The following is a 21,064-nucleotide window of genomic DNA, read 5'->3' on the forward strand; positions in this document are numbered from 1 at the left end:
AGAACGAATGAATACACCTTGGGGCGAGCTTGGAGCCCTCGATTTGAACGACCATGACCTCGCCGCCGAAATTCTCAGCGCAGACAAGCATCAGTTGATTGAGGGGTTGGTCGTCGAATGTTTATTCGACCAGATTGTGGCGAACGTTCCTGCCGCTGACAGTCAGGATGTCATTGCCCTTGATGTTGATTCGGTCGTGGTGAACAGCAGACAGGGCGAAAACCACGCGCCGACAAGGCTCTTGAAGCAAAAAAGCCCGCTATCAATTCGATAGCGGGCTTTCCTTGCGATACTTGGTGGCTCTTCACGGACTCGAACCGCGGACCTGTGGATTATGATTCCATCGCTCTAACCGACTGAGCTAAAGAGCCGAGCCTAAGATTATAGCCCAAGCGCGCGGGGGCTTCATCAAGCGGGCGAAAGTTTCTCCAATTCTTCGCGCACCAGGCGCACGATCAGGCGGTCGAGCGTTTGCACCGAATAGTTGGACACGTCGTGCACGGTCTCCCGGCCGGGCCCGCTGGCGGGGTTGCTGCCGTCCTTATAGGTCAGGAAGACAAAGCGCCCGCCCGTGTACTGCGCGATCTGCCGCTGGATGTATTCGCCCTGCTTGTCCAAGCCGCTCGCGCCCACGCTGAACACCTTGATGCCTTTGCCCAAGGCCGCCACCATGTCGTCGTCGTATTGCGGCCCGCCGTAGTCCAGGTGCGGCGGCGCGTCCGCCAGCAGTACGACCAGACGTGTTGCGCCAGCGCCGCGCCAGCTGATCTTGTGGACGGTGTCGTGAAACGCCTCGTTCATCGCTTCCGGATAGTCGCCGCCGCCGTCGGCCTGCAGGGCGTTGAGCACGCTCTGGAAGCCGGACAGGTCATTCGTCAGGTCGTGCCGGCGCAGCAGGAACGCGTCGCCGCGGTCCCGGTAGGCGACCAGCCCGAAGCAGGTGTCAGGCCGGCTCGGCAGCCGCGCGACTTCGTCGGCGATGGTGCGCAGGGTGGCTTTCAGCTTGCCGATTTCATCGCCCATCGAGCCGGTGGCGTCGACCAGGAACACCAGGTCGAGCTTGGCGCGCGCCGGTGTCGCACGGGCGTCCAGCGTCAGGTCGACGGCGCTTTTCTGGCCGCGGCGCAGGTAGCTGGTCGCTTGGAGGCCGTTCTTGCGCGCCGCGATTTCATACATCTGGCTGCCCGAAGGATCGAAGGCGTTCGGGTGCAGCCACACGCGGCCGGCGGTGTCGGTACGTGCCCACATGGCCGCGCCATTGGCGGAGCGGACCGCGACTTCGGCGTCAGCCACCGTCGCACCTGCCGCGTTGCGAACCTGAAGAAGATAGCGCTCACTCACGTCACGGTCGCGATGTGCAATGGATGCGGTGCGCTGGCGGAACTGCAGGTAGGCGGGAAAGTCGCCGTTGTCGTCCACCATGCCGGCGGTGACGGTTTCGCGCCGAGGTGGCTGCACCTGCACGCCCGGCGGCGGCGCCGAGGATGACTTGGCGACGCTTCCCATTGCCGCTGACGCACTCTCGGCGAGGCGGGACGGAGCCGATGAAGGCGAAGGGGCGAGCGCCGCGGCAGGCGGTGGCGCAGCAGCAACCGCCACGTCGGCGCGATCCTCGCTGGCCGCCCCGGTCGCCTCCGAAGGCTCGCCCCTCGCCAGTTCGCGCCCGGCACGTCGGCGGCCGCCGCCCTGTTCGGGCAGGTTCGAGCGGCCGGGAATCTCGACGGTTTGAACCGGCCGCGCGCAGTTCACGGCGGACGGCGCTTCGAAGTTCGGCGCCGTCTGCATCGCGACCTGCGCCGGCCACGTCACGCTCGTCGGTTCCGGCTGAGGCACGGGCGTTGGCCAGCGCATGCCGTCTGGCACCCGTTCGCTGGCACTGCACGCGCACATCAACAGCGACATACATAGCAAGGTTGCCAGAGGGTGTCGCAGGGACTGTCTTCGAAGTGTTGTCATCGGTAGGCTCCGGGTTGTGGATGAGCCTGATACGGCCGCGCCGGCGCAAAAGGGTTAGACAAAAGCTTTATTTTTTGGCCGTGCTAACCCCGAACGCCGCCGTCGTGCGTAGAAGGTGAGGTGAAAATCTGCCGATGCCATCGCCCCGAATCGAGCTCGAATCCCTGCACGAATCCCTTCCGGACCACGAATTGATGTTCGCCTATGCCTCCGGCGACACGGCCGCTTTCGACGTTCTGTACGGCCGCCACGAAACCGCGCTCTACCGTTTTGTGCGGCGCCTGATGGGCGCGCGCCATGCGCCCGACGTGGATGAGGTGTTCCAGGAAACCTGGACGCGGATCGTCGCGGCGCGAGAAACCTTTTCGCTCCAGGGCGCAACCTGGCGCACCTGGGCCTTCACGATTGCGCACAACCTGGCCATGGACCGGCTGCGCGTCGGCGGGCGCGAGGTGGCTTACCACGCACACGAGGCTGATGTTGACGGCCTGGAATCAGCGATCTTCAGCCGGGACGACGCTGCCTCGGAGGACGACGCCGCGCATCCCTCGGCGGAAGAGGTCGCCTTCTGGCGCGCCGCGGGTCGCCGCATGCTCGCGTGCCTGGACGAACTGCCCGATGAGCAGCGCAGCGCCTTCCTGCTGCACAACGAAGATGGTTTCACCATCGAGGCGATGTCCGCGGCGCTGGACGTCAACTTCGAGACCGTGCGCAGCCGCTTGCGCTATGGCCTGAAGAAACTGCGGGCCTGCATGGAAAGCTATTTGCCTCACCTGGAGGGCCGATCATGAGTGGCGTGCATCCGTCGCCCGCCAACGACGAGTCCGACGAACTTCGCGACCCGGCGCTGCGCAAGGCGCTGGAGAACGCGCCCGATGACAACGCGCTGCCCGACTGGCGCCTGCGACAGGCCATCCTGCAACAAGCCCACGATGCCGTGGCAGCGTCCGAGGAGTTGCTGGTGGCCGACCGCCAAGGTTCGTCGTGGTGGTCGCTGGACTTTTGGCTGCGCAAGCTCACCAGCCGTTCGGCCATGCCGTGGAATGCCGGCTTCGCCACGGTGCTGGTGGCGGTCCTGGCGACGTTGATGTGGCACCGCGAGCCTGTGCCTGACGCGCGTCTGGAGGAAAAGGCGAGCGAGTCGGTGAGAGCGGAAATGGCGGGCAAGGTGGCGTCAGAGCCTTCCCGAGATTCCGTGCCGTCCGGGCAAGTCGCTCCGGCTGCGCCACCTGCGACTGCCGGAGCGCCAGTGTCGGCGTCGCCGCAGTTGAACCGGCAGGCCGCCGCACCTGCGCCCGCTGTGCCAGCCGTGCCGCCTGAGCCACCGCCGACGCCCGTGGCGGAGCCTCGTGTGGCTTCAGCGCCTGTGCCGGCGGCGCCTTCGGCAGCGGCAGTGTCACCGCCGGCGCCACCTTCGGCAGCGTCACCGTCGGCGCCAAAGGGTGCGACTTCGACACCGCCCGTGGCGCCGTCCGTCGCCCCATTCGCAGCGCCGTCCGTCGCGCCGCCCGGATCTCCGCCCGCGGACATGCGGGCCGCGCCAAGCGCAGAGACCGAGCTTCAGAAATCCCGCTCCGCGCTGCAGGGCGCTGGTGCGCCTGCACAGCCCGCTGCCGATGCCGCTGCATCGGCAGCCAATGCGAAAGCGGCTGCGGAATCCCCGGCCCGCAGCCGCGGCGCCGAATCCGCCGCCAAGGCGCCCGCGCCGGCGGAGTCCGCCGCGGGTGCACCTGCTCCGGCTGCAGCGGCAGCAGCGCCTGGAGCGCTTGGAGCGCCGTCAGCCAAAACTCGAACCGACGCGACGCCACCACCGAGTTTTGCATCGCTCTCGCAATGGACGGAGATGCGCATTGCCAACATCAACGGCGATGTCCGCGTGCTGTCGCGCGCCGAAGGGGGCGAGCTGAATCTTCTGCTCACGTCGGCGGCCATCATGGCCGTCGGACCGCAGCCGCTCAAGGCGCTGCCGGAGTGGCGCGTGGCGCTGGAAAGAAAGGGAGGCGTGCTGGCCGTGCTGGAACTCGCGCGCAACCAGGTGCGCTGGACCGAGGGCGGCGGCCCGCCTGCGACCGGCGTCCCGCCGCCTGGCTCGCTCGATGCACTGCGCGCCGCCTTGGCCGAAGCCGTCAAGGCGCCAGCCAAGGCGCCGGCGGCGCAGGTGCGCAGGCAACAGCGGCGTGACCCCGCAGAAGCCGCGCCGGCCGAAGCGCCGCCCGAGCCGGCTGCTCCCGCCAACAAGGAATAGCTGCCGACTCTGGCAAGCGGCAAGCGGCAAGCGGCAAGCACGCGACACGCAAGCGGCAGACGGCAGACGGCAGACGGCAAGCATGTAGCAGTCAAGCCGCAGCCCAACCGCGGCCAACCCGCAGCCAAGCTGCAGCCAAGCAGCGCCCTTGCCGCCTGGCCCTACTGATTCTTGAAATCCGGCGCGCGCTTGTTGAGGAAGGCGTCCATGCCTTCCTTCTGATCCTGCGTCGCGAAAAGAGAGTGGAACAACCGCCGCTCGAACATCACGCCGTCCGACAGGCCGGATTCGAAAGCGCGGTTGATCGATTCCTTGGCCGCCATTACCGACATCGGCGAGAAGCCGGCAATGATGAGCGCGGCGCCGAGCGCCTCGTCCGCGAGCTTTTCGTAAGGCACGACGCGGCTCACCAGTCCGGCGCGCTCGGCTTCCTGCGCGTCCATCATGCGGGCGGTGAGCGCCATGTCCATTGCCTTGCTCTTGCCGACCGCGCGCGGCAGGCGCTGCGTGCCGCCGGCGCCGGGAATCACGCCGATCTTGATTTCGGGCTGGGCGAACTTCGCGGTGTCCGCCGCGATGATGAAGTCGCACATCATCGCCAGCTCGCAGCCGCCGCCCAGCGCAAAGCCCGCCACGGCCGCGATCACCGGCTTGCGGATCGAGCGGATGGTTTCCCAGTTGCGGGTGATGTAGTCGCCCTTGTAGACGTCCTGGAAGCTGTACTTGGCCATGGCCGCGATGTCGGCGCCGGCCGCAAAGGCGCGCTCGCTGCCCGTGAGGATGATGCAGCCGATGGCCTCGTCCGCATCGAAGGCCTTCAGCGCCTGGCCCAGCTCCGTCATGAGCGTGTCGTTGAGGGCGTTCAGGGCCTTGGGCCGGTTGAGCGTGATGATGCCGACCTTGCCGGCTTCAATGCGCACTTCAATGGTCTCGTAAGTCATGGTCGTCTCCTGGAGTTCAAGTTCTGGACGGCGAGGCGCTTGCGCCAAGCCAGCCCGAAAGTTTGGCGGCGTCCTGCGCCACGAGGCGCAGCGTGGTGGAGCCGCTGGGCAGGTGCAGGGGCAGCCGCAGCAACCTGCGGTCGCGCGCCACGAGCGCCATCATCTTCTTCTGCGCGCCGAGGTAAAGCGCCAGGTCGTCGAGCTTGGTGATGCGCCAGCCCTGCGCGGGCTGCGATTTCGTGGCCGCGAGTTCGATGCCGATCCATTCGTCGTTGGCGCAGAAGCCGGCCTTCTCGGCTGCACCGCCGCGCAGCACCACTTTCACCTGCACGCTTCCGCCTGTTTCGGTGACGCGAAGGCCCAGTTCCTGTGCCCGTTGCGCCGGATCGTCGAGCACCGCCACGCCATGTGCGCGCAGCAGTTCGGGCAGCGGCAACTCGTCGGTGGAATGAACCCAGCGCGCCAGCTCGTTCGCGTAGGAGCGTCCGCCCACCGCTTCTAGTGCGGCGGCGATGTCGGCTTCGCTGATCGGCCCGCCGGCGCTTTGCTTCCAGAGCAGCCGCATCACGTCGTCCAGCGAACCCTTGCCTTCCTTGCGAAGGGTCAGGTCGAAGCACATCGCGACCAGCGCGCCCTTGGTGTAGTAGCTCACCGTGGCGTTGGGCGTCTGCTCGTCCTGGCGGTAATACTTGACCCAGGCGTCGAAGCTGGCCTGCGCCACCGATTGAACTTGCCGCCCCGGCGTCTGCAACACCTGGTTGATGGTCTTGTTGATGAGGCGAAGGTAGCCCGCGTCGTCCACGCGGCCGGCGCGGCGCAGCACCAGGTCGTCGTAGTAGCTGGTAAAGCCCTCGAAGAACCACAGCAGCTCGGTGTAGTTCTCGCGGTCGTAGTCGTATTGCGCAAACTCCGCGGGCCGCAGGCGCTTGACGTTCCAGGTATGGAAGTACTCGTGGCTGATGAGCCCCAGCAGCGTGGTGTAGCCCTCGGCCTGGCGCTGCGATCCGTGGCGCGGCAGGTCGCGGCGCGCGCAGATGAGCGCGGTGCTGTGGCGGTGTTCGAGGCCGCCATAGCCATCGTCCACGGCATTGAGCATGAATACGTAGCGGTCATGCGGTGGCTTGGGGCCGCCGCGCTTGCCCACCTTGTCGCCATGCCACAGGCGCATTTCCGCCTCGCAGATGGCACGCGTGTCGGCCACCAGGCGGTCGCCGTCGAAGGAAGCGGGCGCGCCCGCCACCACGAAGCGATGCGGCACGCCGCACACGTCGAAGTCGGCGCTCCAGAAGGCGCCCATTTCCACCGGGCTGTCGGCCAGTTCGTCGTAGCCTGACGCGAGGTAGCTGCCGAAGCCGTGCTTGTCGACGTCGGTGGGCGCCAGCGCGGTGGCGCAAGACCAGCGCTCGCGGCCTGCCGGCGTGGGCGGCGCAACGACTTCCAGCGCGTGCGGCGTGCCGGTCTGGCCCTCGACGCGCAGGCACAGGCTGGTCGCGTTGAAGAAGCCGCGGCTGTCGTCCAGCCAGGCGGTGCGCACCGAGTTGTCGTAGGCGCAGACTTCGTAGCTCAGCACCAGCGGCTTGCCGGGCGTGCATTCGATCTGCCAGCTGTTTTTTTCCAGTTGCGTGACCGGCAACGCGCGGCGGCCTTGGCGTGCGCGCAGGTTCTGCAGGTTCTTGGCGAACTCGCGAACGAGGTAGCTGCCGGGAATCCACACCGGCAGCGCCACGTGCTGACGCTGCGCGGGTGATTCGATGGTGAGGGTGACGGCGAACAGGTGCGCGTGCCGGTCCGCGCAGGCGACGCTGCAGCGCACGCCAGGAAGCGTGCCCGCCATTACTTGATAGAGGCCAGTTGCTTTTCGACTTGCGCCGCCGGAATGGCGCCCGGTGCCCGCGTGCCGTCGCTGAAGATCAGCGTGGGCGTGCCGGTGATGTTGTACTTGCGCCCGAACGCGACGTTGCGATCCACCGCCGCGCTGTCGCAGCCGGCGGTAGCGGCATCGGGCTTGACTTCATTGAGCATCCAATCGTTCCACATCTTCGCGCGGTCCTTGCCGCACCAGATGTTGCGCGCCTTCACGTTCGAATCGGGGCCGAGCACCGGATAGAGAAAGAGGTACACCGTCACGTTGTTGACGTTGCGCATGTCCTTTTCAAAGTGCTTGCAGTAGCCGCAGTTGGGGTCTTCGAAAACCGCCAGCTTGCGCTTGCCGTCGCCGCGCACCAGCTTGAACGCGTCCTGCAGCGGCAGCTTGTCGAAAGCCACTTCGCTCAGCTTGTCGACCCGCTCCTCGGTGAGGTTGCGGCGCGCCTTCACGTCGATGAGGTTGCCCTGCAGCAGGTAGTTGCCCTGCTCGTCCGTGTAGTAGATGTCGAAGCCGTTCACGCGCACTTCGTACAGGCCCGGCATCGGCGACTTCGTGACCTCGTCGATGTTGGCGAACTGCGGAATGCGCGCCGCCAGGTTCTTGCGGATTTCGGCTTCGCCGGCCGTGGCGGCAACGGCGGCCGCGCAAGCGAGGGCGGCAAAGAGGAGACGGACGTGTTTCATGGTGGGTCGTGTTCGACGTGGCGAGTTGGATGGCGATGGGTGGAAAACGTTCAGTTCAGGCCCATGGCCTGACGCGTGATCCAACCCTTGATGAAATTCGTCCGGTCAAAGCCGAGCATGCCCCAGTTGCGAAGGCGCGGCAGCGGCTCGGTGCGGTGGGCGAAGAGTTGCTGCAGGCCATCGGTGGCCAGGCTCATGGCCAGCACGTCGGCTCGGCGGGCGCGCTCGTAGCGGCGCAGCAGTTTGCCGTCGCCCACGGGGCGCCAGTGTTCGCGGTCCTTGAGGACGGCGGCCAGCGCCGCGGCGTCGGCCAGACCGAGGTTCAGGCCCTGTCCGGCCAGCGGATGCACCGTGTGCGCGGCGTCGCCGGCCAGCGCCCACGCGCTGCCATCGGCGAAGTTGCCGGTCCAGCGGTCGGCAATGGCTCGCTGCAACGGCCATGCGGCGCGTTCGCTGGTCAGCGCCAGCGTGCCCAGCGCACCGCGACATGCCTCGCGGACCGATTCCGAAAACGCTTCGGGGCTTTGCGCCAGCAACTGCGGCGCACGTGCCTGTTCGACCGACCACACCAGCGCCACCGTGCGGGCGCCGGGCCCTCCCAGCGGCAGCAGGGCCAGCACTTCGCCGCGGTCGTTGAACCACTGGCGCGCCACGTCGCCATGCGGCTCCGAGGCCTCGAAACGCGCGGCAATCGCATGCTGCGGGTAACGGGTGACGTCGTAACTCACGCCCAGCGAATCGCGGGTGGTGCTGGCCTTGCCCTCGCACACCACGGTCAATGGCGCTGCCACCGGTTCGTTCACCACGTCGACGAAAGGCTGAAAGCGCACGGCATCCGCCAAGCGCTGCGTCAGGGCCGGCACGTCGACGATCCACGCCAGCGCATCGACCTTTTGTTTCGGCGCACTGAAATGGACCTGGCCGCCTTCGTCGCCGTTGACGAGCATTTCGAGCACGGCGGTGGCGTGCTGCGCGTCCGGCCATGCGCGCAGCGACTCGAGGAGCTGGCGTGAAGCGGTGTTCAGTGCGTAGGCGCGCACGTCTTCGCGTGCGGCAGCCAGCGGATCTGGCTCAGGGGCCACGAGTGCGACGCGAATGCGTGCGCCGGCGAGCAAAAGCGCCAAAGTGCGGCCGACGATGCCGGCGCCGCGAATGCAAACCTCGGGGGGAAGGGCCATCGGGCCATTGTAGAAGGAGCTTCGGACTCAGGCGGCTCAAGGCCAAGCGGCGCAAGGTCGTGTGGCCTGCAAGCTTCCCGTTCAAAGGTTGCCTCGCATTGGATGCATGACAATCGCCTTTCCTTGCAATGGATTCCTGGTTGTGAACGCTTCTGAATTCGACCTCCAAGCCACCGTCGCGCGGCTTTTTGTATATCCCATCAAGTCCTGCGCGGGCGTCGAGCTCAAGGAGAGCCTGCTCATTGAAACCGGCCTCGAATTCGATCGCGCCTGGATGGTGGTCGACGCGCATGGCGAATTCGTCAGCCAGCGCGAGCTGCCGCGCATGGCGCTCATCCGCCCGACCATGAAGCACAGCGAAATGGTGTTGCGCGCGCCGGGCATGCTGGCGCTGCACATCGCCTTCGACCGCGTCGAGGAGCCCGTGCGGGTGCGCGTGTGGGACGACGAAGTGGCCGCCTACGACATGGGCAACGTCGCCGCGCAATGGTTCAGCGACTTCCTGTCCGAGCCGGGCAAGCCGCAGACCCTGCGCCTGGTGCGATTCGATCCGGAACAAAAGCGCCTTTCCAGCCGCAAGTGGACGGGCGACGTGGAAGCGGAAAACCAGTTTGCGGACGGCTTTCCGCTGTTGGTGATCGGCGACGGCTCGCTGGCCGAACTCAATTCGAAGCTGGTGGCGGCCGGCCACGGCGCTGTCGCCATGGAGCGCTTCCGCCCCAACGTCGTGCTCTCGGGCCTGGAGGCGCACGACGAAGATCGGGTTGGCGAACTTCATGTCGGCGCCGGGGAGGATGGCGCCGTCGTGCTGCGCCCCGTCAAGCCTTGCCCGCGCTGCCCCATCCCGGACATCGACCCTGCGACCGCCCTGAGCAGCCCTGAAGTGGGCGACATGCTGCGCACCTATCGCGCCGATCCGCGGGTCGACGGCGCGATCACCTTCGGAATGAACACCATCATCATCGAAGGCATCGAGCAGACCCTCAAGGTCGGTCAAGCCGTCGGGGCAAATCTGCGATTCGAGTAAACCCGGGGCGGGGCGCCTAAAATCCCCGGTTCCCCAGATACATCGAAAGTCCCCGCCATGAGTCTCCAGTGCGGCATCGTCGGCTTGCCGAACGTCGGCAAGTCCACCCTTTTCAACGCATTGACCAAGGCAGGCATCGCGGCGGAAAACTATCCCTTCTGCACCATCGAGCCCAATGTGGGCGTGGTGGAAGTGCCCGATCCGCGCCTTGCGCAGTTGAGCGACATCGTCAAGCCCGAGCGCGTGGTGCCGGCGATCGTCGAATTCGTTGACATCGCGGGCCTGGTCGCCGGCGCCAGCACGGGCGAAGGCCTGGGCAACAAGTTCCTCGCGCACATCCGCGAGACCGACGCCACGGTGAACGTGGTGCGCTGCTTCGACGACGACAACGTGATCCACGTGGCCGGCAAGGTCGACCCGATCTCCGACATCGAAGTGATCCAGACCGAGCTCTGCCTGGCCGACCTGTCGACCGTCGAGAAGGCGCTGCACCGTCACACCAAGGTGGCACGTTCGGGCGACAAGGACGCGCAGAAGCTGGTCGGCCTGCTCGAGCGCTGCCAGAAGGCGTTGAACGAGAACATCCCTGTGCGCGCATTGGAGTTCTCGAAGGAAGAGCAGCCGCTGGTCAAGAGTTTCACGCTCATCACCGCCAAGCCGGCGATGTTCGTTGGCAACGTGTCGGAGACCGGCTTCGACAACAACCCGTACCTCGACCGCCTGCGTGAATACGCCGCCAAGCAGAACGCGCCGGTCGTCGCCATCTGCGCCAAGATCGAAGCCGAACTTGCCGACATGGACGACGAGGACAAGAAGATGTTCCTCGCCGAGATCGGCCAGGACGAGCCGGGCCTGAACCGCCTGATCCGCGCGGCCTTCAAGCTGCTCGGCCTGCAAACCTACTTCACCGCCGGCGTGAAGGAAGTGCGCGCCTGGACCATCCACATCGGCGACACCGGCCCGCAAGCGGCCGGCGTGATCCACGGCGATTTCGAGAAGGGCTACATCCGCGCCCAGACCATCGCCTTCGACGACTACATCGCCTTCAAGGGCGAGCAGGGCGCCAAGGACGCGGGCAAGATGCGCAGCGAAGGCAAGGAATACGTCGTCAAGGATGGCGACGTGATGAACTTCCTGTTCAGCTCGTAGCCTTGCACGCGCGTCGCGGCCGTGGCGCGCGTCAGATCGCTTCAGCGTCTTCCTGAGGCGCCGACGCCAGCCGCGTCTTCATCCGTTCGACCAGGCCGGCCATGAAGTCCGGCAGGGTCCGCCCCGCCATCGTCTGGATCTCGAGGTGGCGCTCCGTCATGACCCGGTCGCTGATGGGTATCAGCACCGCCTCGCCCTTGGCGACAAAGGGGCGTGCCGACACTTCAGCGCAGAACGTGATGCCAACCCCCTCCAGTACGAAGGCGCAAAGCGCCTGCGCGGAGTTGGACGTGAGGGCCGGCGCGATGTCGAGCTTTGCGGCGCTGCTCGCCAGTTCGATGAGCTGCCGCAGCGTTGTGTCGCTCGACGGCAGTGCGAGCGGAAACTCCTGCAAGCGCCTGAGCGTTACGCGCCTCGAGCCCGCCAGCGGATGACCTGATCGCATCAACGCCATCACTGGCGCAGCCTGGCGATGGACCACTTCGATGCCTTTCTCGGCGATGCGGCTGAAGGACATGCCGATATCCGCGTCGCCTTCGCGCACCCGCTGCGTCACCTCGGCGGGCAGCGCCATCTGCAGGTCGACCATCACGTCCGGGTTCTCGCGCTGGAACTGCGCCACGGTTCGTGGGAGAAAGTCGGTGGCAAAGCCTTCGACGCCGCACAGCCGGATGAGGCCGCGGCGGGCGCCTCGCAGGCGTTCGATCTCGAACACGACGCGCTCGGTGTCCAGCGCCATTCTTCGGGCATGCACCATGAGCAGTTCGCCGGCGGCCGTCAGTTCCATGCCGCGACGCCGGCGGTCAAACAAGGACACATCCAGCGCCTGCTCCAGATTGGCGATCTGCCGGCTGATCGCGGAGCCCGCCACGTGCAGCCGCTGCGACGCCGCCTGGATCGAGCCGGTGCGGGCGACCTCGGAAAAGTAGCGCAGGGAGGTCTCCTGCAAGGCGCGGGAAGGCAAGAGCGACACTCCGTTCATGAATTGCCGTTTTGGCAACGAAGGGAGATTATTTCTCTGCTTCAGGGAATGACGAAGCAGCCTTAGGCTCAGCCCATGTCCACCAGCCGCCCTGCGTCATCTGCTGCGACGACGCCCACACAGGCGCCGCTCGCCCACAGTGCGTTCGAGGATGCACTCGCGATGGCGATCGGTACGCTGTTCATTTCCTTCGGCGTTGCGATGTACACGCAGGCGAGCCTGCTGACAGGCGGCACGGCCGGCATCGCCTTTCTGCTGCACTACGCGACCGGCGCTCCGTTCGGCTGGCTGTTCTTCGCGGTCAACCTGCCTTTCTACTACCTGGCATTCCGCCGCATGGGCCTTCGATTCATGTTCAAGACCTTCGCCGCCGTGGCGCTGGTGTCGGCCTTGTCGGGCGTGCATCCCATGTTCCTTCCGCTGCAGGGCGTGCCGCCGTTCTACGCGGCGGTGATGGGGGGCTTTGTCATGGGCACTGGTTTCGTCATTCTTTTTCGGCACGGCGCGAGCCTGGGCGGCATCAACATCGTCGCGCTCTATCTGCAGGACCGCTACGGATTGCGCGCGGGCCAGTTGATGCTGGGCGTCGATCTGCTGATCCTGGCCATCTCGTATTTCGTCGTCGGGGCGGCGGCCTTGTTGCCGTCGGTGGCCGGTGCGGTCGCACTGAACCTCGTGGTGGCGCTGAACCACCGCAAGGACCGCTACGTGGCCATGTAAGGCCCACGCCGCATCGATTTCATTTCAGACTCCTGGAGCTCATCGTGTCTTCTTTCCGGATTTCCTGCGCCCGTCGCCTGGCCGGCGCTTCGATGGCGCTGGCGCTTTGCGCAACGTCGCACGCGCAAGCCGTGCTGTCGCCTGCCGATGCGGAGCGCTTCGCGAAGGCGTCATTTCCGGAATACCTGGAACTGCTCGCCATCCCGAGCGATGCCGCACAGCCTCCCGACATCCAGCGCAATGCCGCCTGGCTGGAGAAGGCATTCCAGAAGCGTGGCTTCCAGACCCGCACACTCGCCAACGAAGGCAAGCCGCTGGTCTACGCCGAACTGGGCCCGCAGGTGCCTGGACGCAAGACGGTGCTGTACTACATGCATTTCGACGCGCAGCCGGTGAAGGCGTCCGAGTGGAAGACCGATCCTTGGCAGCCCGTGCTCAAGGCTCGCGATGCTGCCGGCGAGTGGGCCGTGCTGCCGATCGAACGGCTGCAGCAATCGCCGATCGACCCGGAATGGCGCGTGTTCGCGCGCGCCTCCGCCGATGACAAGGGCCCGATCGTGATGTTCCTCGCCGCCATGGACGCGCTCTCGGCGGCCGGCCGCAAGCCCGACATCAACGTCAAGGTGCTGCTCGATTCGGAAGAGGAAAAGGGTTCGCCGAAACTTCACATCGTGATGCGTGAGCACGAGGCGCTGCTCAAGAGCGACGGCATGGTCGTGCATGACGGCGCGATGCCCGCCAGCAACGAGCCGGGCATCAACTTCGGCAACCGTGGCTCGGTCGCGGTTGACCTGACCGTGTTCGGTGCCACTTCGGCCGCACACAGCGGCACCTATGGCAACGTGGTGCCGAACCCCGCATTGAACCTTGCAAAGCTGCTGGCCAGCATGAAGGACGCTGACGGCAAGGTCACGGTGGCGGGCTACTATGACCGCGTGAAGATCAGCGAGGAAGACCGTCGCCAGATGGCGCCGCAGGCACCACCGGCGGGCAGCCTGGAAAAGCGGTTTGGCGTGGCGCGGTTGGACCGCATCAGCTCGAACCCGGTGGAGTCGGTGCAGTACCCGTCACTCGACCTGCTCGGCATCCAGTCCGGTGGCACCGGACCGACCGCGGCCAACGCGATCCCGGCCACCGCCGTTGCGACGCTGAACATGCGCACCGTGCCGGAAACACCGCCGGACTACCTGTTCGATCTGCTCCGGCGCCATGTGCAGGCGCAGGGCTATCACGTCATCGAGGGTAAAGCACCGACGGCCGAGGAGCGGGCGCGCTACCCGCTGCTCGCATCGATGAGCCTGATGGCATATCCGAGCACCGCCACGGCGGCACGCATCGACATGGATTCGCCGCTCGCCACATGGGTGGTCAAGGGCGTCACCGCGCCGCGCAACATCGCGCCGCAGAAGTCCCGCATGGGCGGCTCCACGCTGCCCATGAGCGGCGCTGTGGACGTGCTCAAGACCGGCTATGTGGTCGTGCCGCTGGTCAACGCGGACAACAACCAGCACGCCTTCGACGAGAACCTGCGATTGGGAAACTACCTGGAGGGTGTGCGCACGGTGTATTCGATGCTGACGACGCCGTTCTGAAGACCTTCTGATGAAGGGCCGCTACACACGAGCGGCCAATCGGTTAGGGTCGCCTCCTTTTGCCCCATCGATGATCACCGTCCACCACCTGAACAACTCGCGCTCGCAGCGCGTGCTCTGGCTGCTTGAAGAACTGGGCCAGCCTTACGAGATCGTGCGCTACGAGCGCGACGCCAGGACGATGTTGGCGCCCGCGTCGCTCAAGGCGGTGCATCCGCTGGGCAAGTCGCCCGTGGTCACGGTGGATGGACTCACCCTCGCCGAGTCGGGCGCCATCCTCGAAACGCTGACCGAGATGTATGGCGGTGGCAAGTTCTCGCCAGCCGTGGGCTCGCCCGACGCATTGCGCCATCGCTACTGGATGCACTTCGCCGAAGGCTCCGCCATGCCGCCCCTGCTGCTCAAGCTCGTGTTCGACCGCATGGAGAGCGGCAAGATGCCCTTCTTCGCCAAGCCGATCGCCAAGATGATTGCGGGCAAGGTCAAGGCGCAACTCGTCACGCCGCAGATCGCACGGCAACTCGACTTCATGGAAACGGAACTCGGCAAGAGCGAATGGTTTGCGGGCGACACATTCACCACCGCCGATATCCAGATGAGCTTTCCCATCGAGGCGGCACGCATGCGCGGGGGCCTGGACGAAAAGCATCCGCGCCTCATGGCCTATCTCGATCGCATCCATTCGCGGCCCGCTTACAAACGCGCCATCGAACGCGGCGGACCCTACGCTTTTTCGCGCTGATCGCGAAGCGGCGAGAATCGGGGGGTGGCTCCCAAACCGGAGCCCGTGCGAATCCGCATTTATTTTTTTCACCACCCCTCTCACAGGAGCACCCTCATGGGCAACAAGATCGTTACCGAAGCCGACCGCAAGGCCACCCCCGCACCGAAGCCCGTCAACGGCATGGCTTCCGCACGCTTGGGCACCGGCCAGCGCCGCAGCCTCGAGCGCGGCCCGGCCACGCGCAGCAAGAAGAACGTCGGCAAGCGCGCGCACAAGGGCGGCTGATCGCCATGCATGGATGGGCGCATCGGCGCGCCCGTCCTTTTTCAGCGCTGCACCGCAACGGGCAGCGTGAGGCTCTGCCTCAGGCGTTCGGCCAGATGTAGAGCAGCGCGACGGTCATCGTGACGTAGCGCGCAAACTTGCCGATCGCCATGTAGAGCACGCATGGCCAGAACGGCAACTTGAGCCAACCGGCCACCGCGCACAGCGGATCGCCCACCACGGGCAGCCATGCCAGCAGGCAGGCTTTCGCACCCAGGCGTTCGAGCCAGTTCAGCACCCGCAAGTGGTGCTTGGAATGGTCGTACTTGTCCACGACCTTGTGCGCGCCATAGCCCATCCACCAATCGACGATGCCGCCCAGGGTGTTGCCCGCGGTCGCGACCAGTACCGCTGGCCAGAACATGTCGGGGTTGAGCTTGAGCAGGCCGAACAACGCAGGCTCGGAGCCCAGCGGCAACAAGGTCGCTGATATGAAAGCAACGATGAAGAGCGTCGACAGGCCGAATTCCGGCAAGGCCAGAAGTGCCAGGAGGGAGTTGAGCCAAGCCTGCATGTGGCGCGGAGTATAGGGACCCGCTCGCGAAATACTTGTAGGGCAATACTGGAGGAATCCCGCGTGCGTTGCGCATCCGCTTGTCAACCACCGGTGTTGTTGTTCAGGGTGTAAAGGTGCAAATGGTTTCAGCCGCGTGGGTCCGCCGTCGCTACAATCGTGCCTCATTTTTCGGCAGCCGAGTCTGCGCAAACCCTTATTCATGACCTTGCAGATCGGCAACATTTCGCTGGAAAACCGCCTCTTCGTTGCGCCCATGGCTGGCGTCACGGACCGGCCGTTTCGCATGCTGTGCCGCGCGCTCGGCGCGGGCTACGCAGTCAGCGAAATGGTGACCTCGCGCAAGGATCTGTGGAACTCCCTCAAGACCTCGCGCCGTGCCAATCACGACGGCGAGCCCGGCCCCATTTCGGTGCAGATTGCCGGCACCGATGCGGACATGATGGCCGAGGCCGCGCACTACAACATCGAGCGTGGTGCGCAGATCATCGACATCAACATGGGTTGCCCGGCCAAGAAGGTCTGCAACAAATGGGCTGGCTCCGCGCTCATGCGCGACGAACCGCTGGCCCTGGAGATTGCCGAAGCCGTGGTCAAGGCGGCGCAGCCGCACGGCGTGCCGGTGACGCTCAAGATGCGAACCGGCTGGAGCGTGGACCACCGCAATGCCGTGGCACTCGCGCGCCGCTTTGAATCGGCCGGTGTGCAAATGCTCACTGTGCACGGACGCACGCGCGAGCAAGGCTACAAGGGCCATGCCGAATACGACACCATCGCGGCAGTGAAGGCCGCGGTGCACGTGCCGGTGGTGGCCAACGGCGACATCACGAGCCCCGAGAAGGCGCGCGATGTGCTGGCCGCGACGGGCGCCGACGCCATCATGGTCGGTCGCGCGGCGCAGGGACGGCCGTGGATCTTTCGCGAGATCGCGCATTTCCTGGAGACCGGCACGCATCGTGCACCGCCTTTGGTGGCCGAAGTGCGCCGGCTCCTGCTGGACCATCTGCAGGAACACTACGCCCTTTATGGGGACTACAGCGGCGTTCGTACCGCCCGCAAGCACATCGGCTGGTATGTGCGCGGATTGCCGGGCGGCGAAGCATTTCGCGGCGAGATGAACACCATCGAGGATTGCGACCAGCAGTTGCTTGCGGTCGGCGAGTTCTTCGAACGTCTTGCCGCGCACACGGACCGCATGCCCATTGCGGCCCCGGACCGGATTGAAACCGAGGAAGAAGAAGCAGCGGCCTGAGCGGCTGTCTGACCAGAGAGAGAAGAAGAGAAGAGCATGAGCAAGAAACAAATCGAGGACTGCGTGCGAAGCAGTCTGGAAAGCTATTTCCGCGACCTTCGTGGCACCGAGCCCGACGGCATGTACGAGATGCTGGTGAGCGTCGTGGAAAAACCATTGCTCGACGTGGTGATGGCGCGGGCGGAAGGCAACCAGTCCCGGGCGGCGCAATGGCTGGGACTCAACCGCAACACGCTGCGCAAGAAACTCGTGGAACACAAGCTATTGAAATAGGCGCACCTCCAGGCGGGGCGCACGTCGTGTGCTCCGCCAACCCCCTTGCAGGGGGCAACACCAGCGGCCCGTCGAAGCAAGCTGCGCGGTGTCTCCCGAATTGATCGCTGACGAACCAACCTCCCCTACCCAATGGCACTGACCGCACTCATTTCCGTCTCCGACAAGACGGGCATCCTCGAATTCGCACAGGCGTTGCACGCGCTCGACGTCAAGCTGCTGTCGACCGGAGGCACGGCCAAGCTGTTGGCCGACGCGGGCTTGCCTGTGACCGAAGTGGCCGATCACACGGGCTTTCCGGAAATGCTCGACGGCCGCGTGAAGACGCTGCACCCCAAGGTGCACGGCGGCCTGCTGGCGCGGCGCGACCTGCCGGCCCACATGGCGGCGCTCAAGGAACACGGCATCGACACCATCGACCTGCTTGTCGTGAACCTCTACCCCTTCGAGGCGACCGTGGCCAAGCCCGGCTGCACGCTGGAAGACGCCATCGAGAACATCGACATCGGCGGCCCCGCCATGGTGCGCAGCGCCGCCAAGAACTGGAAGGACGTCGGCGTGCTGACCGACGCGGCGCAGTACCCCGTGGCGCTGGAAGAACTCAAGGCGTCGGGCAAGCTCAGCGACAAGACGAAGTTCGCCTTCTCGGTGGCCGCGTTCAACCGCATCAGCAACTACGACGCCGCCATCAGCGACTACCTCTCGCGCATCCAGGAAGACGGCACGCACGCGATCTTCCCGGCGCAGAGCAACGGCCGCTTCGTCAAGCTGCAGGACCTGCGCTACGGCGAGAACCCGCACCAGCTCGCCGCGTTCTATCGCGACCTGTATCCTGCCCCCGGCTCGCTCGTCACGGCGAAGCAGCTGCAGGGCAAGGAGCTGTCGTACAACAACATCGCGGATGCCGATGCGGCGTGGGAATGCGTCAAGAGCTTCGACGTGCCGGCGTGCGTCATCGTCAAGCATGCCAATCCGTGCGGCGTGGCGATTGGCGCCAACGCATTCGAGGCTTATTCAAAAGCCTTCAAGACCGACCCGACCTCGGCCTTCGGCGGCATCATCGCCTTCAACCGGCCCGTTGACCTCGCCGCGGCGCAGGCCGTGAGCAAGCAGTTCGTCGAAGTGCTGATGGCGCCGGGCTACACGCCCGAAGCGCTGGAAGTCTTCAAGAGCAAGGTCAATGTGCGCATTCTCGAAATCGAACTGCCCAAGGGCGGCAAGACCGATTGGGAAAACGGCCGCAATGCCGTGGACGTGAAGCGCATCGGCTCGGGCCTGCTCATGCAGACCGCCGACAACCGGGAACTCTCCATCGACGAACTCAAGGTCGTCAGCAAGAAGCAGCCGACGCCCGAACAGCTTCAGGACCTGCTCTTTGCCTGGAAGGTCGCCAAGTACGTCAAGAGCAACGCCATCGTGTTTTGCGCAGGCGGCATGACGATGGGCGTGGGCGCGGGCCAGATGAGCCGGCTCGATTCCGCGCGCATCGCCAGCATCAAGGCCGAGCACGCGGGCCTGTCACTGGCCGGCACGGCCGTGGCGAGCGACGCCTTCTTCCCGTTCCGCGACGGGCTCGACGTCGTGGTGGACGCCGGCGCGACCTGCGTCATCCAGCCGGGTGGCTCCATGCGCGATCAGGAAGTGATCGACGCGGCCGACGAGCGCGGCGTGGCGATGGTGCTCACGGGCGTTCGGCACTTCCGCCATTGATGTCGGCGCCCGCCGCCGCCGGCGGTGCCGCCGCGGCAGGCGCAGCGCCCCCAAAACGGAACTTCAGCTGGAAGCTGATGGCGCCGTGCAGGCGGTCCTTGATGTCGGGAATCAGCGCGATGTTCAGTCCCCAGTGCTGGCCTTCAATGGCCATCGTGGGGATCACGGCTGGAAACCAGCCGCCGTCGTTCGCATTGGGGTAGCCGTTGAAGCCGCCGATGGCGGCGCCGAACTTCATGCCCTTCCACTCCAGCGGCATCCAGAATGCGCCCAGGTAGTGGGAGGTGCGCCGTTCGCTGTTGTTGAACACGCCGGCCGTCAGCGACCAAGCGTTGCCCAGTGGGTACTCGAATCCAATGCCGGGGTTCTCGTTCTTGAGTCCCTCGCTGCGGTCGAAGTGGGCCGAATAGAAGCCGGGGCTGATCCACAACTGGCCCAAGTCCACCTGCGCAACGCTCAAGCCTGGCAACAGGCCGAACAGCGGCAGGAGGACGCGGCCCTTCATGACTCCTGAAGCTGCCTGAAGATCTGCCGCGTGGCCTCGATCGTGACGGCAATGTCCGCATCGGCGTGCGCCGCGCTGACGAATCCCGCCTCGTACAGTGCCGGCGCGATGTAGACGCCCCGATCGAGCAGGCCATGGAACAGCGCGTTGAACTTCGCGCCGTTGCTCTTCATCACGCTCGTATAGTTCTGCGGCAGCGTGTCGAGCAAGAAGAAGCCAAACATGCCGCCTTCGCTGTCGGCACTGAACGGCATGTCTTCTTCGGCTGCCGCCGCCTTCAACCCATCGACCAGCATGCGGGTCTTGGCCGACAGCGCTTCATAAAAGCCGGGCTTGGAGATCTCGCGCAGCGTCGCCAAACCGCAGGCGGTCGCCACCGGATTGCCCGACAAGGTGCCAGCCTGGTACACCGGCCCTTGCGGCGCGAGCTGCTCCATGATGCTGCGCGGTCCGCCGAAGGCCGCCAGTGGCATGCCGCCGCCGATGACCTTGCCCATCACGGTGAGGTCGGGCGTGATGCCCAGCACGCCTTGCGCACCTTGAAGGCCCACGCGGAACCCCGTCATCACTTCGTCGAAGACCAGCAGCGCGCCGTTTTGCGTGCACAGCTCGCGGCAGCGCTTGGCGAACTCGGGCGTCGCGCGCACGAAGTTCATGTTGCCGGCAATCGCCTCGATCATGAGGCAGGCGATCTCGTGGCCGTGCAGCGCAAAGGCTTCGTCCAGCTGCGCGAGGTTGTTGTATTCGAGCACGAGCGTGTGCTGCACCACTTCAGGCGGCACGCCGGCGGAGGTCGGGTTGCCGAAGGTCGCCAGGCCCGAGCCCGCCTTGACGAGCAGGGCGTCCGCATGGCCGTGGTAGCAGCCTTCGAACTTGATGATGTACTTGCGTCCCGTGGCGCCGCGCGCCAGTCGCAGCGCGCTCATCGCGGCCTCGGTGCCCGAGCTCACGAGGCGCACCATTTCCATCGACGGCATGAGCGCGAGGATGGCTTCGGCCAGTTCGATCTCGCGCTCCGTCGGTGCGCCGAACGAGAGCCCCTCGGTCACGGCCTGTTGCACCGCCTCGATCACGGCAGGGTGGCCGTGCCCCAGGATCATCGGACCCCACGAGCCGATGTAGTCGATGTATTGCTTTCCCGCCGCATCCCACATGTAGGCGCCCTGCGCCCGCGCGATGAAGCGCGGCGTTCCGCCCACGGCCTTGAAGGCCCGAACGGGCGAGTTCACGCCGCCGGGAATGACAGCGCGTGCGCGCTCGAAAAGTGTGTCGTTGCGATCAGTGTTTGGCATGACCGGATTGTGCCGCTGCCGTCGGTCCGCGATTCCCTTCGCGAAACACCATGGAACCGGCTTTGCCGGGCCATTGGTGTTGCCCCCGGCAGGGGGTTGGAGGCCACACGAAGTGGGCAAGCCTGGGGGC

At 65.7% G+C, this 21,064-nt stretch carries 21 protein-coding genes and 1 tRNA gene; 12 read left to right on the top strand and 10 right to left on the bottom strand.

All coding sequences use genetic code 11. The annotated features are described in order from the left end of the window. Positions 1–7: 7 nt before the first annotated feature. Entirely contained in the window at positions 8–274 is a 267-nt protein-coding gene (locus QTI66_RS22430; protein WP_286562125.1) for a hypothetical protein, read from the top strand. Between the two features lie 20 nt (positions 275–294). Here QTI66_RS22430 and QTI66_RS22435 read toward each other — a convergent pair. After that, positions 295–371: transfer RNA gene (locus tag QTI66_RS22435), tRNA-Met, on the bottom strand. Between the two features lie 37 nt (positions 372–408). After that, complete coding sequence (locus QTI66_RS22440) at positions 409–1,833, bottom strand: vWA domain-containing protein (RefSeq protein ID WP_286562126.1); 1,425 nt, start codon at positions 1,831–1,833, stop codon at positions 409–411. Positions 1,834–2,090: 257 nt separating this feature from the next. On the opposite strand from QTI66_RS22440, the gene QTI66_RS22445 reads away from it, so the two are divergent. Together QTI66_RS22445 and QTI66_RS22450 are read left to right on the top strand one after the other, a co-directional pair. Next, a complete protein-coding gene (locus QTI66_RS22445) occupies positions 2,091–2,747 on the top strand; it encodes a sigma-70 family RNA polymerase sigma factor (RefSeq protein WP_286562128.1) in 657 nt (218 codons plus the stop codon). Continuing rightward, on the top strand, positions 2,744–4,201 hold the full coding sequence (locus QTI66_RS22450) for a hypothetical protein (RefSeq protein WP_286562129.1): 1,458 nt from the start codon (positions 2,744–2,746) through the stop codon (positions 4,199–4,201). The genes QTI66_RS22445 and QTI66_RS22450 overlap by 4 nt, the downstream gene beginning before the upstream one ends. Before the next feature lie 161 nt (positions 4,202–4,362). Here QTI66_RS22450 and QTI66_RS22455 read toward each other — a convergent pair whose 3' ends face one another. From QTI66_RS22455 to QTI66_RS22470, 4 genes are read right to left on the bottom strand one after another with little or no spacing between them, the layout of a single operon-like run. Next, a complete protein-coding gene (locus QTI66_RS22455) occupies positions 4,363–5,142 on the bottom strand; it encodes an enoyl-CoA hydratase (protein WP_286562130.1) in 780 nt (259 codons plus the stop codon). A 16-nt stretch (positions 5,143–5,158) separates the two neighbouring features. Beyond that, on the bottom strand, positions 5,159–6,976 hold the full coding sequence (locus tag QTI66_RS22460) for a M61 family metallopeptidase (protein WP_286562131.1): 1,818 nt from the start codon (positions 6,974–6,976) through the stop codon (positions 5,159–5,161). After that, positions 6,976–7,692 carry a DsbC family protein gene (locus tag QTI66_RS22465; protein ID WP_286562132.1) on the bottom strand — a complete coding sequence of 239 codons (717 nt, stop codon included), beginning with the start codon at positions 7,690–7,692 and terminating at the stop codon, positions 6,976–6,978. The genes QTI66_RS22460 and QTI66_RS22465 overlap by 1 nt, the downstream gene beginning before the upstream one ends. A 50-nt stretch (positions 7,693–7,742) precedes the next feature. Then, the gene (locus QTI66_RS22470) at positions 7,743–8,870 is read right to left on the bottom strand and encodes an FAD-dependent monooxygenase (protein WP_286562133.1); all 1,128 of its coding nucleotides are present in this window, start codon (positions 8,868–8,870) and stop codon (positions 7,743–7,745) included. A gap of 106 nt (positions 8,871–8,976) precedes the next feature. On the opposite strand from QTI66_RS22470, the gene QTI66_RS22475 reads away from it, so the two are divergent. Then, positions 8,977–9,897, top strand: a complete 921-nt coding sequence (locus tag QTI66_RS22475) for an MOSC domain-containing protein (protein WP_444815036.1) — start codon at positions 8,977–8,979, stop codon at positions 9,895–9,897. Positions 9,898–9,954: 57 nt separating this feature from the next. After that, positions 9,955–11,046 carry a redox-regulated ATPase YchF gene (gene ychF / locus QTI66_RS22480; RefSeq protein ID WP_286562136.1) on the top strand — a complete coding sequence of 364 codons (1,092 nt, stop codon included), beginning with the start codon at positions 9,955–9,957 and terminating at the stop codon, positions 11,044–11,046. 31 nt (positions 11,047–11,077) lie between these two features. Here ychF and QTI66_RS22485 read toward each other — a convergent pair whose 3' ends face one another. Beyond that, positions 11,078–12,010 carry a LysR family transcriptional regulator gene (locus QTI66_RS22485; protein ID WP_286562138.1) on the bottom strand — a complete coding sequence of 311 codons (933 nt, stop codon included), beginning with the start codon at positions 12,008–12,010 and terminating at the stop codon, positions 11,078–11,080. A gap of 93 nt (positions 12,011–12,103) precedes the next feature. On the opposite strand from QTI66_RS22485, the gene QTI66_RS22490 reads away from it, so the two are divergent. The 4 genes from QTI66_RS22490 (at position 12,104) to QTI66_RS22505 (ending at position 15,349) form a co-directional block, all read left to right on the top strand. Beyond that, the gene (locus QTI66_RS22490; protein ID WP_286562139.1) at positions 12,104–12,748 is read left to right on the top strand and encodes a YitT family protein; all 645 of its coding nucleotides are present in this window, start codon (positions 12,104–12,106) and stop codon (positions 12,746–12,748) included. Positions 12,749–12,792: 44 nt separating this feature from the next. Next, a complete protein-coding gene (locus QTI66_RS22495) occupies positions 12,793–14,340 on the top strand; it encodes a M20/M25/M40 family metallo-hydrolase (RefSeq protein WP_353506211.1) in 1,548 nt (515 codons plus the stop codon). 70 nt (positions 14,341–14,410) lie between these two features. Then, positions 14,411–15,082, top strand: a complete 672-nt coding sequence (locus QTI66_RS22500; RefSeq protein WP_286562140.1) for a glutathione S-transferase family protein — start codon at positions 14,411–14,413, stop codon at positions 15,080–15,082. 96 nt (positions 15,083–15,178) lie between these two features. After that, positions 15,179–15,349: a hypothetical protein gene (locus QTI66_RS22505; RefSeq protein WP_286562141.1), complete on the top strand. Its 171-nt coding sequence runs from the start codon at positions 15,179–15,181 to the stop codon at positions 15,347–15,349. A gap of 79 nt (positions 15,350–15,428) precedes the next feature. Here QTI66_RS22505 and QTI66_RS22510 read toward each other — a convergent pair whose 3' ends face one another. Next, positions 15,429–15,902 (bottom strand): YqaA family protein, encoded by a 474-nt coding sequence (locus tag QTI66_RS22510; RefSeq protein ID WP_286562142.1) that lies wholly within the window; start codon positions 15,900–15,902, stop codon positions 15,429–15,431. A 202-nt stretch (positions 15,903–16,104) separates the two neighbouring features. On the opposite strand from QTI66_RS22510, the gene dusB reads away from it, so the two are divergent. From dusB to purH, 3 genes are all read left to right on the top strand, one after another. Then, positions 16,105–17,154 (top strand): tRNA dihydrouridine synthase DusB, encoded by a 1,050-nt coding sequence (gene dusB / locus QTI66_RS22515; protein WP_286562144.1) that lies wholly within the window; start codon positions 16,105–16,107, stop codon positions 17,152–17,154. Between the two features lie 36 nt (positions 17,155–17,190). Then, positions 17,191–17,427, top strand: coding sequence for a Fis family transcriptional regulator (locus QTI66_RS22520; RefSeq protein WP_286562146.1), 237 nt, complete (start codon positions 17,191–17,193; stop codon positions 17,425–17,427). A gap of 132 nt (positions 17,428–17,559) precedes the next feature. Then, the gene (gene purH, locus QTI66_RS22525) at positions 17,560–19,137 is read left to right on the top strand and encodes a bifunctional phosphoribosylaminoimidazolecarboxamide formyltransferase/IMP cyclohydrolase (RefSeq protein WP_286562147.1); all 1,578 of its coding nucleotides are present in this window, start codon (positions 17,560–17,562) and stop codon (positions 19,135–19,137) included. Here the strand turns inward: purH and QTI66_RS22530 are convergent. Then, complete coding sequence (locus QTI66_RS22530) at positions 19,109–19,642, bottom strand: hypothetical protein (protein WP_286562148.1); 534 nt, start codon at positions 19,640–19,642, stop codon at positions 19,109–19,111. The two genes, purH and QTI66_RS22530, sit on opposite strands and share 29 nt — an antisense overlap. Beyond that, positions 19,639–20,934: a glutamate-1-semialdehyde 2,1-aminomutase gene (hemL, locus tag QTI66_RS22535; RefSeq protein WP_286562149.1), complete on the bottom strand. Its 1,296-nt coding sequence runs from the start codon at positions 20,932–20,934 to the stop codon at positions 19,639–19,641. Before hemL ends, QTI66_RS22530 begins: the two co-directional genes overlap by 4 nt. Positions 20,935–21,064 lie beyond the last annotated feature (130 nt).

The organism is Variovorax brevis (assembly GCF_030317105.1).
GTDB classification, from domain to species: domain Bacteria; phylum Pseudomonadota; class Gammaproteobacteria; order Burkholderiales; family Burkholderiaceae_C; genus Variovorax; species Variovorax brevis.

What these genes read in the sequence shown, in the direction of transcription:
- QTI66_RS22460 (WP_286562131.1), bottom strand. Translation starts at nt 6,976, where the DNA reads ATGGCGGGCACGCTTCCTGGCGTGCGCTGCAGCGTCGCCTGCGCGGAC.
- QTI66_RS22445 (WP_286562128.1), top strand. Translation starts at nt 2,091, where the DNA reads ATGCCATCGCCCCGAATCGAGCTCGAATCCCTGCACGAATCCCTTCCG.
- QTI66_RS22530 (WP_286562148.1), bottom strand. Translation starts at nt 19,642, where the DNA reads ATGAAGGGCCGCGTCCTCCTGCCGCTGTTCGGCCTGTTGCCAGGCTTG.
- QTI66_RS22470 (WP_286562133.1), bottom strand. Translation starts at nt 8,870, where the DNA reads ATGGCCCTTCCCCCCGAGGTTTGCATTCGCGGCGCCGGCATCGTCGGC.
- QTI66_RS22490 (WP_286562139.1), top strand. Translation starts at nt 12,104, where the DNA reads ATGTCCACCAGCCGCCCTGCGTCATCTGCTGCGACGACGCCCACACAG.
- QTI66_RS22430 (WP_286562125.1), top strand. Translation starts at nt 8, where the DNA reads ATGAATACACCTTGGGGCGAGCTTGGAGCCCTCGATTTGAACGACCAT.
- dusB (WP_286562144.1), top strand. Translation starts at nt 16,105, where the DNA reads ATGACCTTGCAGATCGGCAACATTTCGCTGGAAAACCGCCTCTTCGTT.
- QTI66_RS22455 (WP_286562130.1), bottom strand. Translation starts at nt 5,142, where the DNA reads ATGACTTACGAGACCATTGAAGTGCGCATTGAAGCCGGCAAGGTCGGC.
- QTI66_RS22510 (WP_286562142.1), bottom strand. Translation starts at nt 15,902, where the DNA reads ATGCAGGCTTGGCTCAACTCCCTCCTGGCACTTCTGGCCTTGCCGGAA.
- QTI66_RS22520 (WP_286562146.1), top strand. Translation starts at nt 17,191, where the DNA reads ATGAGCAAGAAACAAATCGAGGACTGCGTGCGAAGCAGTCTGGAAAGC.
- QTI66_RS22500 (WP_286562140.1), top strand. Translation starts at nt 14,411, where the DNA reads ATGATCACCGTCCACCACCTGAACAACTCGCGCTCGCAGCGCGTGCTC.
- ychF (WP_286562136.1), top strand. Translation starts at nt 9,955, where the DNA reads ATGAGTCTCCAGTGCGGCATCGTCGGCTTGCCGAACGTCGGCAAGTCC.
- QTI66_RS22475 (WP_444815036.1), top strand. Translation starts at nt 8,977, where the DNA reads ATGACAATCGCCTTTCCTTGCAATGGATTCCTGGTTGTGAACGCTTCT.
- purH (WP_286562147.1), top strand. Translation starts at nt 17,560, where the DNA reads ATGGCACTGACCGCACTCATTTCCGTCTCCGACAAGACGGGCATCCTC.
- hemL (WP_286562149.1), bottom strand. Translation starts at nt 20,934, where the DNA reads ATGCCAAACACTGATCGCAACGACACACTTTTCGAGCGCGCACGCGCT.
- QTI66_RS22505 (WP_286562141.1), top strand. Translation starts at nt 15,179, where the DNA reads ATGGGCAACAAGATCGTTACCGAAGCCGACCGCAAGGCCACCCCCGCA.
- QTI66_RS22450 (WP_286562129.1), top strand. Translation starts at nt 2,744, where the DNA reads ATGAGTGGCGTGCATCCGTCGCCCGCCAACGACGAGTCCGACGAACTT.
- QTI66_RS22465 (WP_286562132.1), bottom strand. Translation starts at nt 7,692, where the DNA reads ATGAAACACGTCCGTCTCCTCTTTGCCGCCCTCGCTTGCGCGGCCGCC.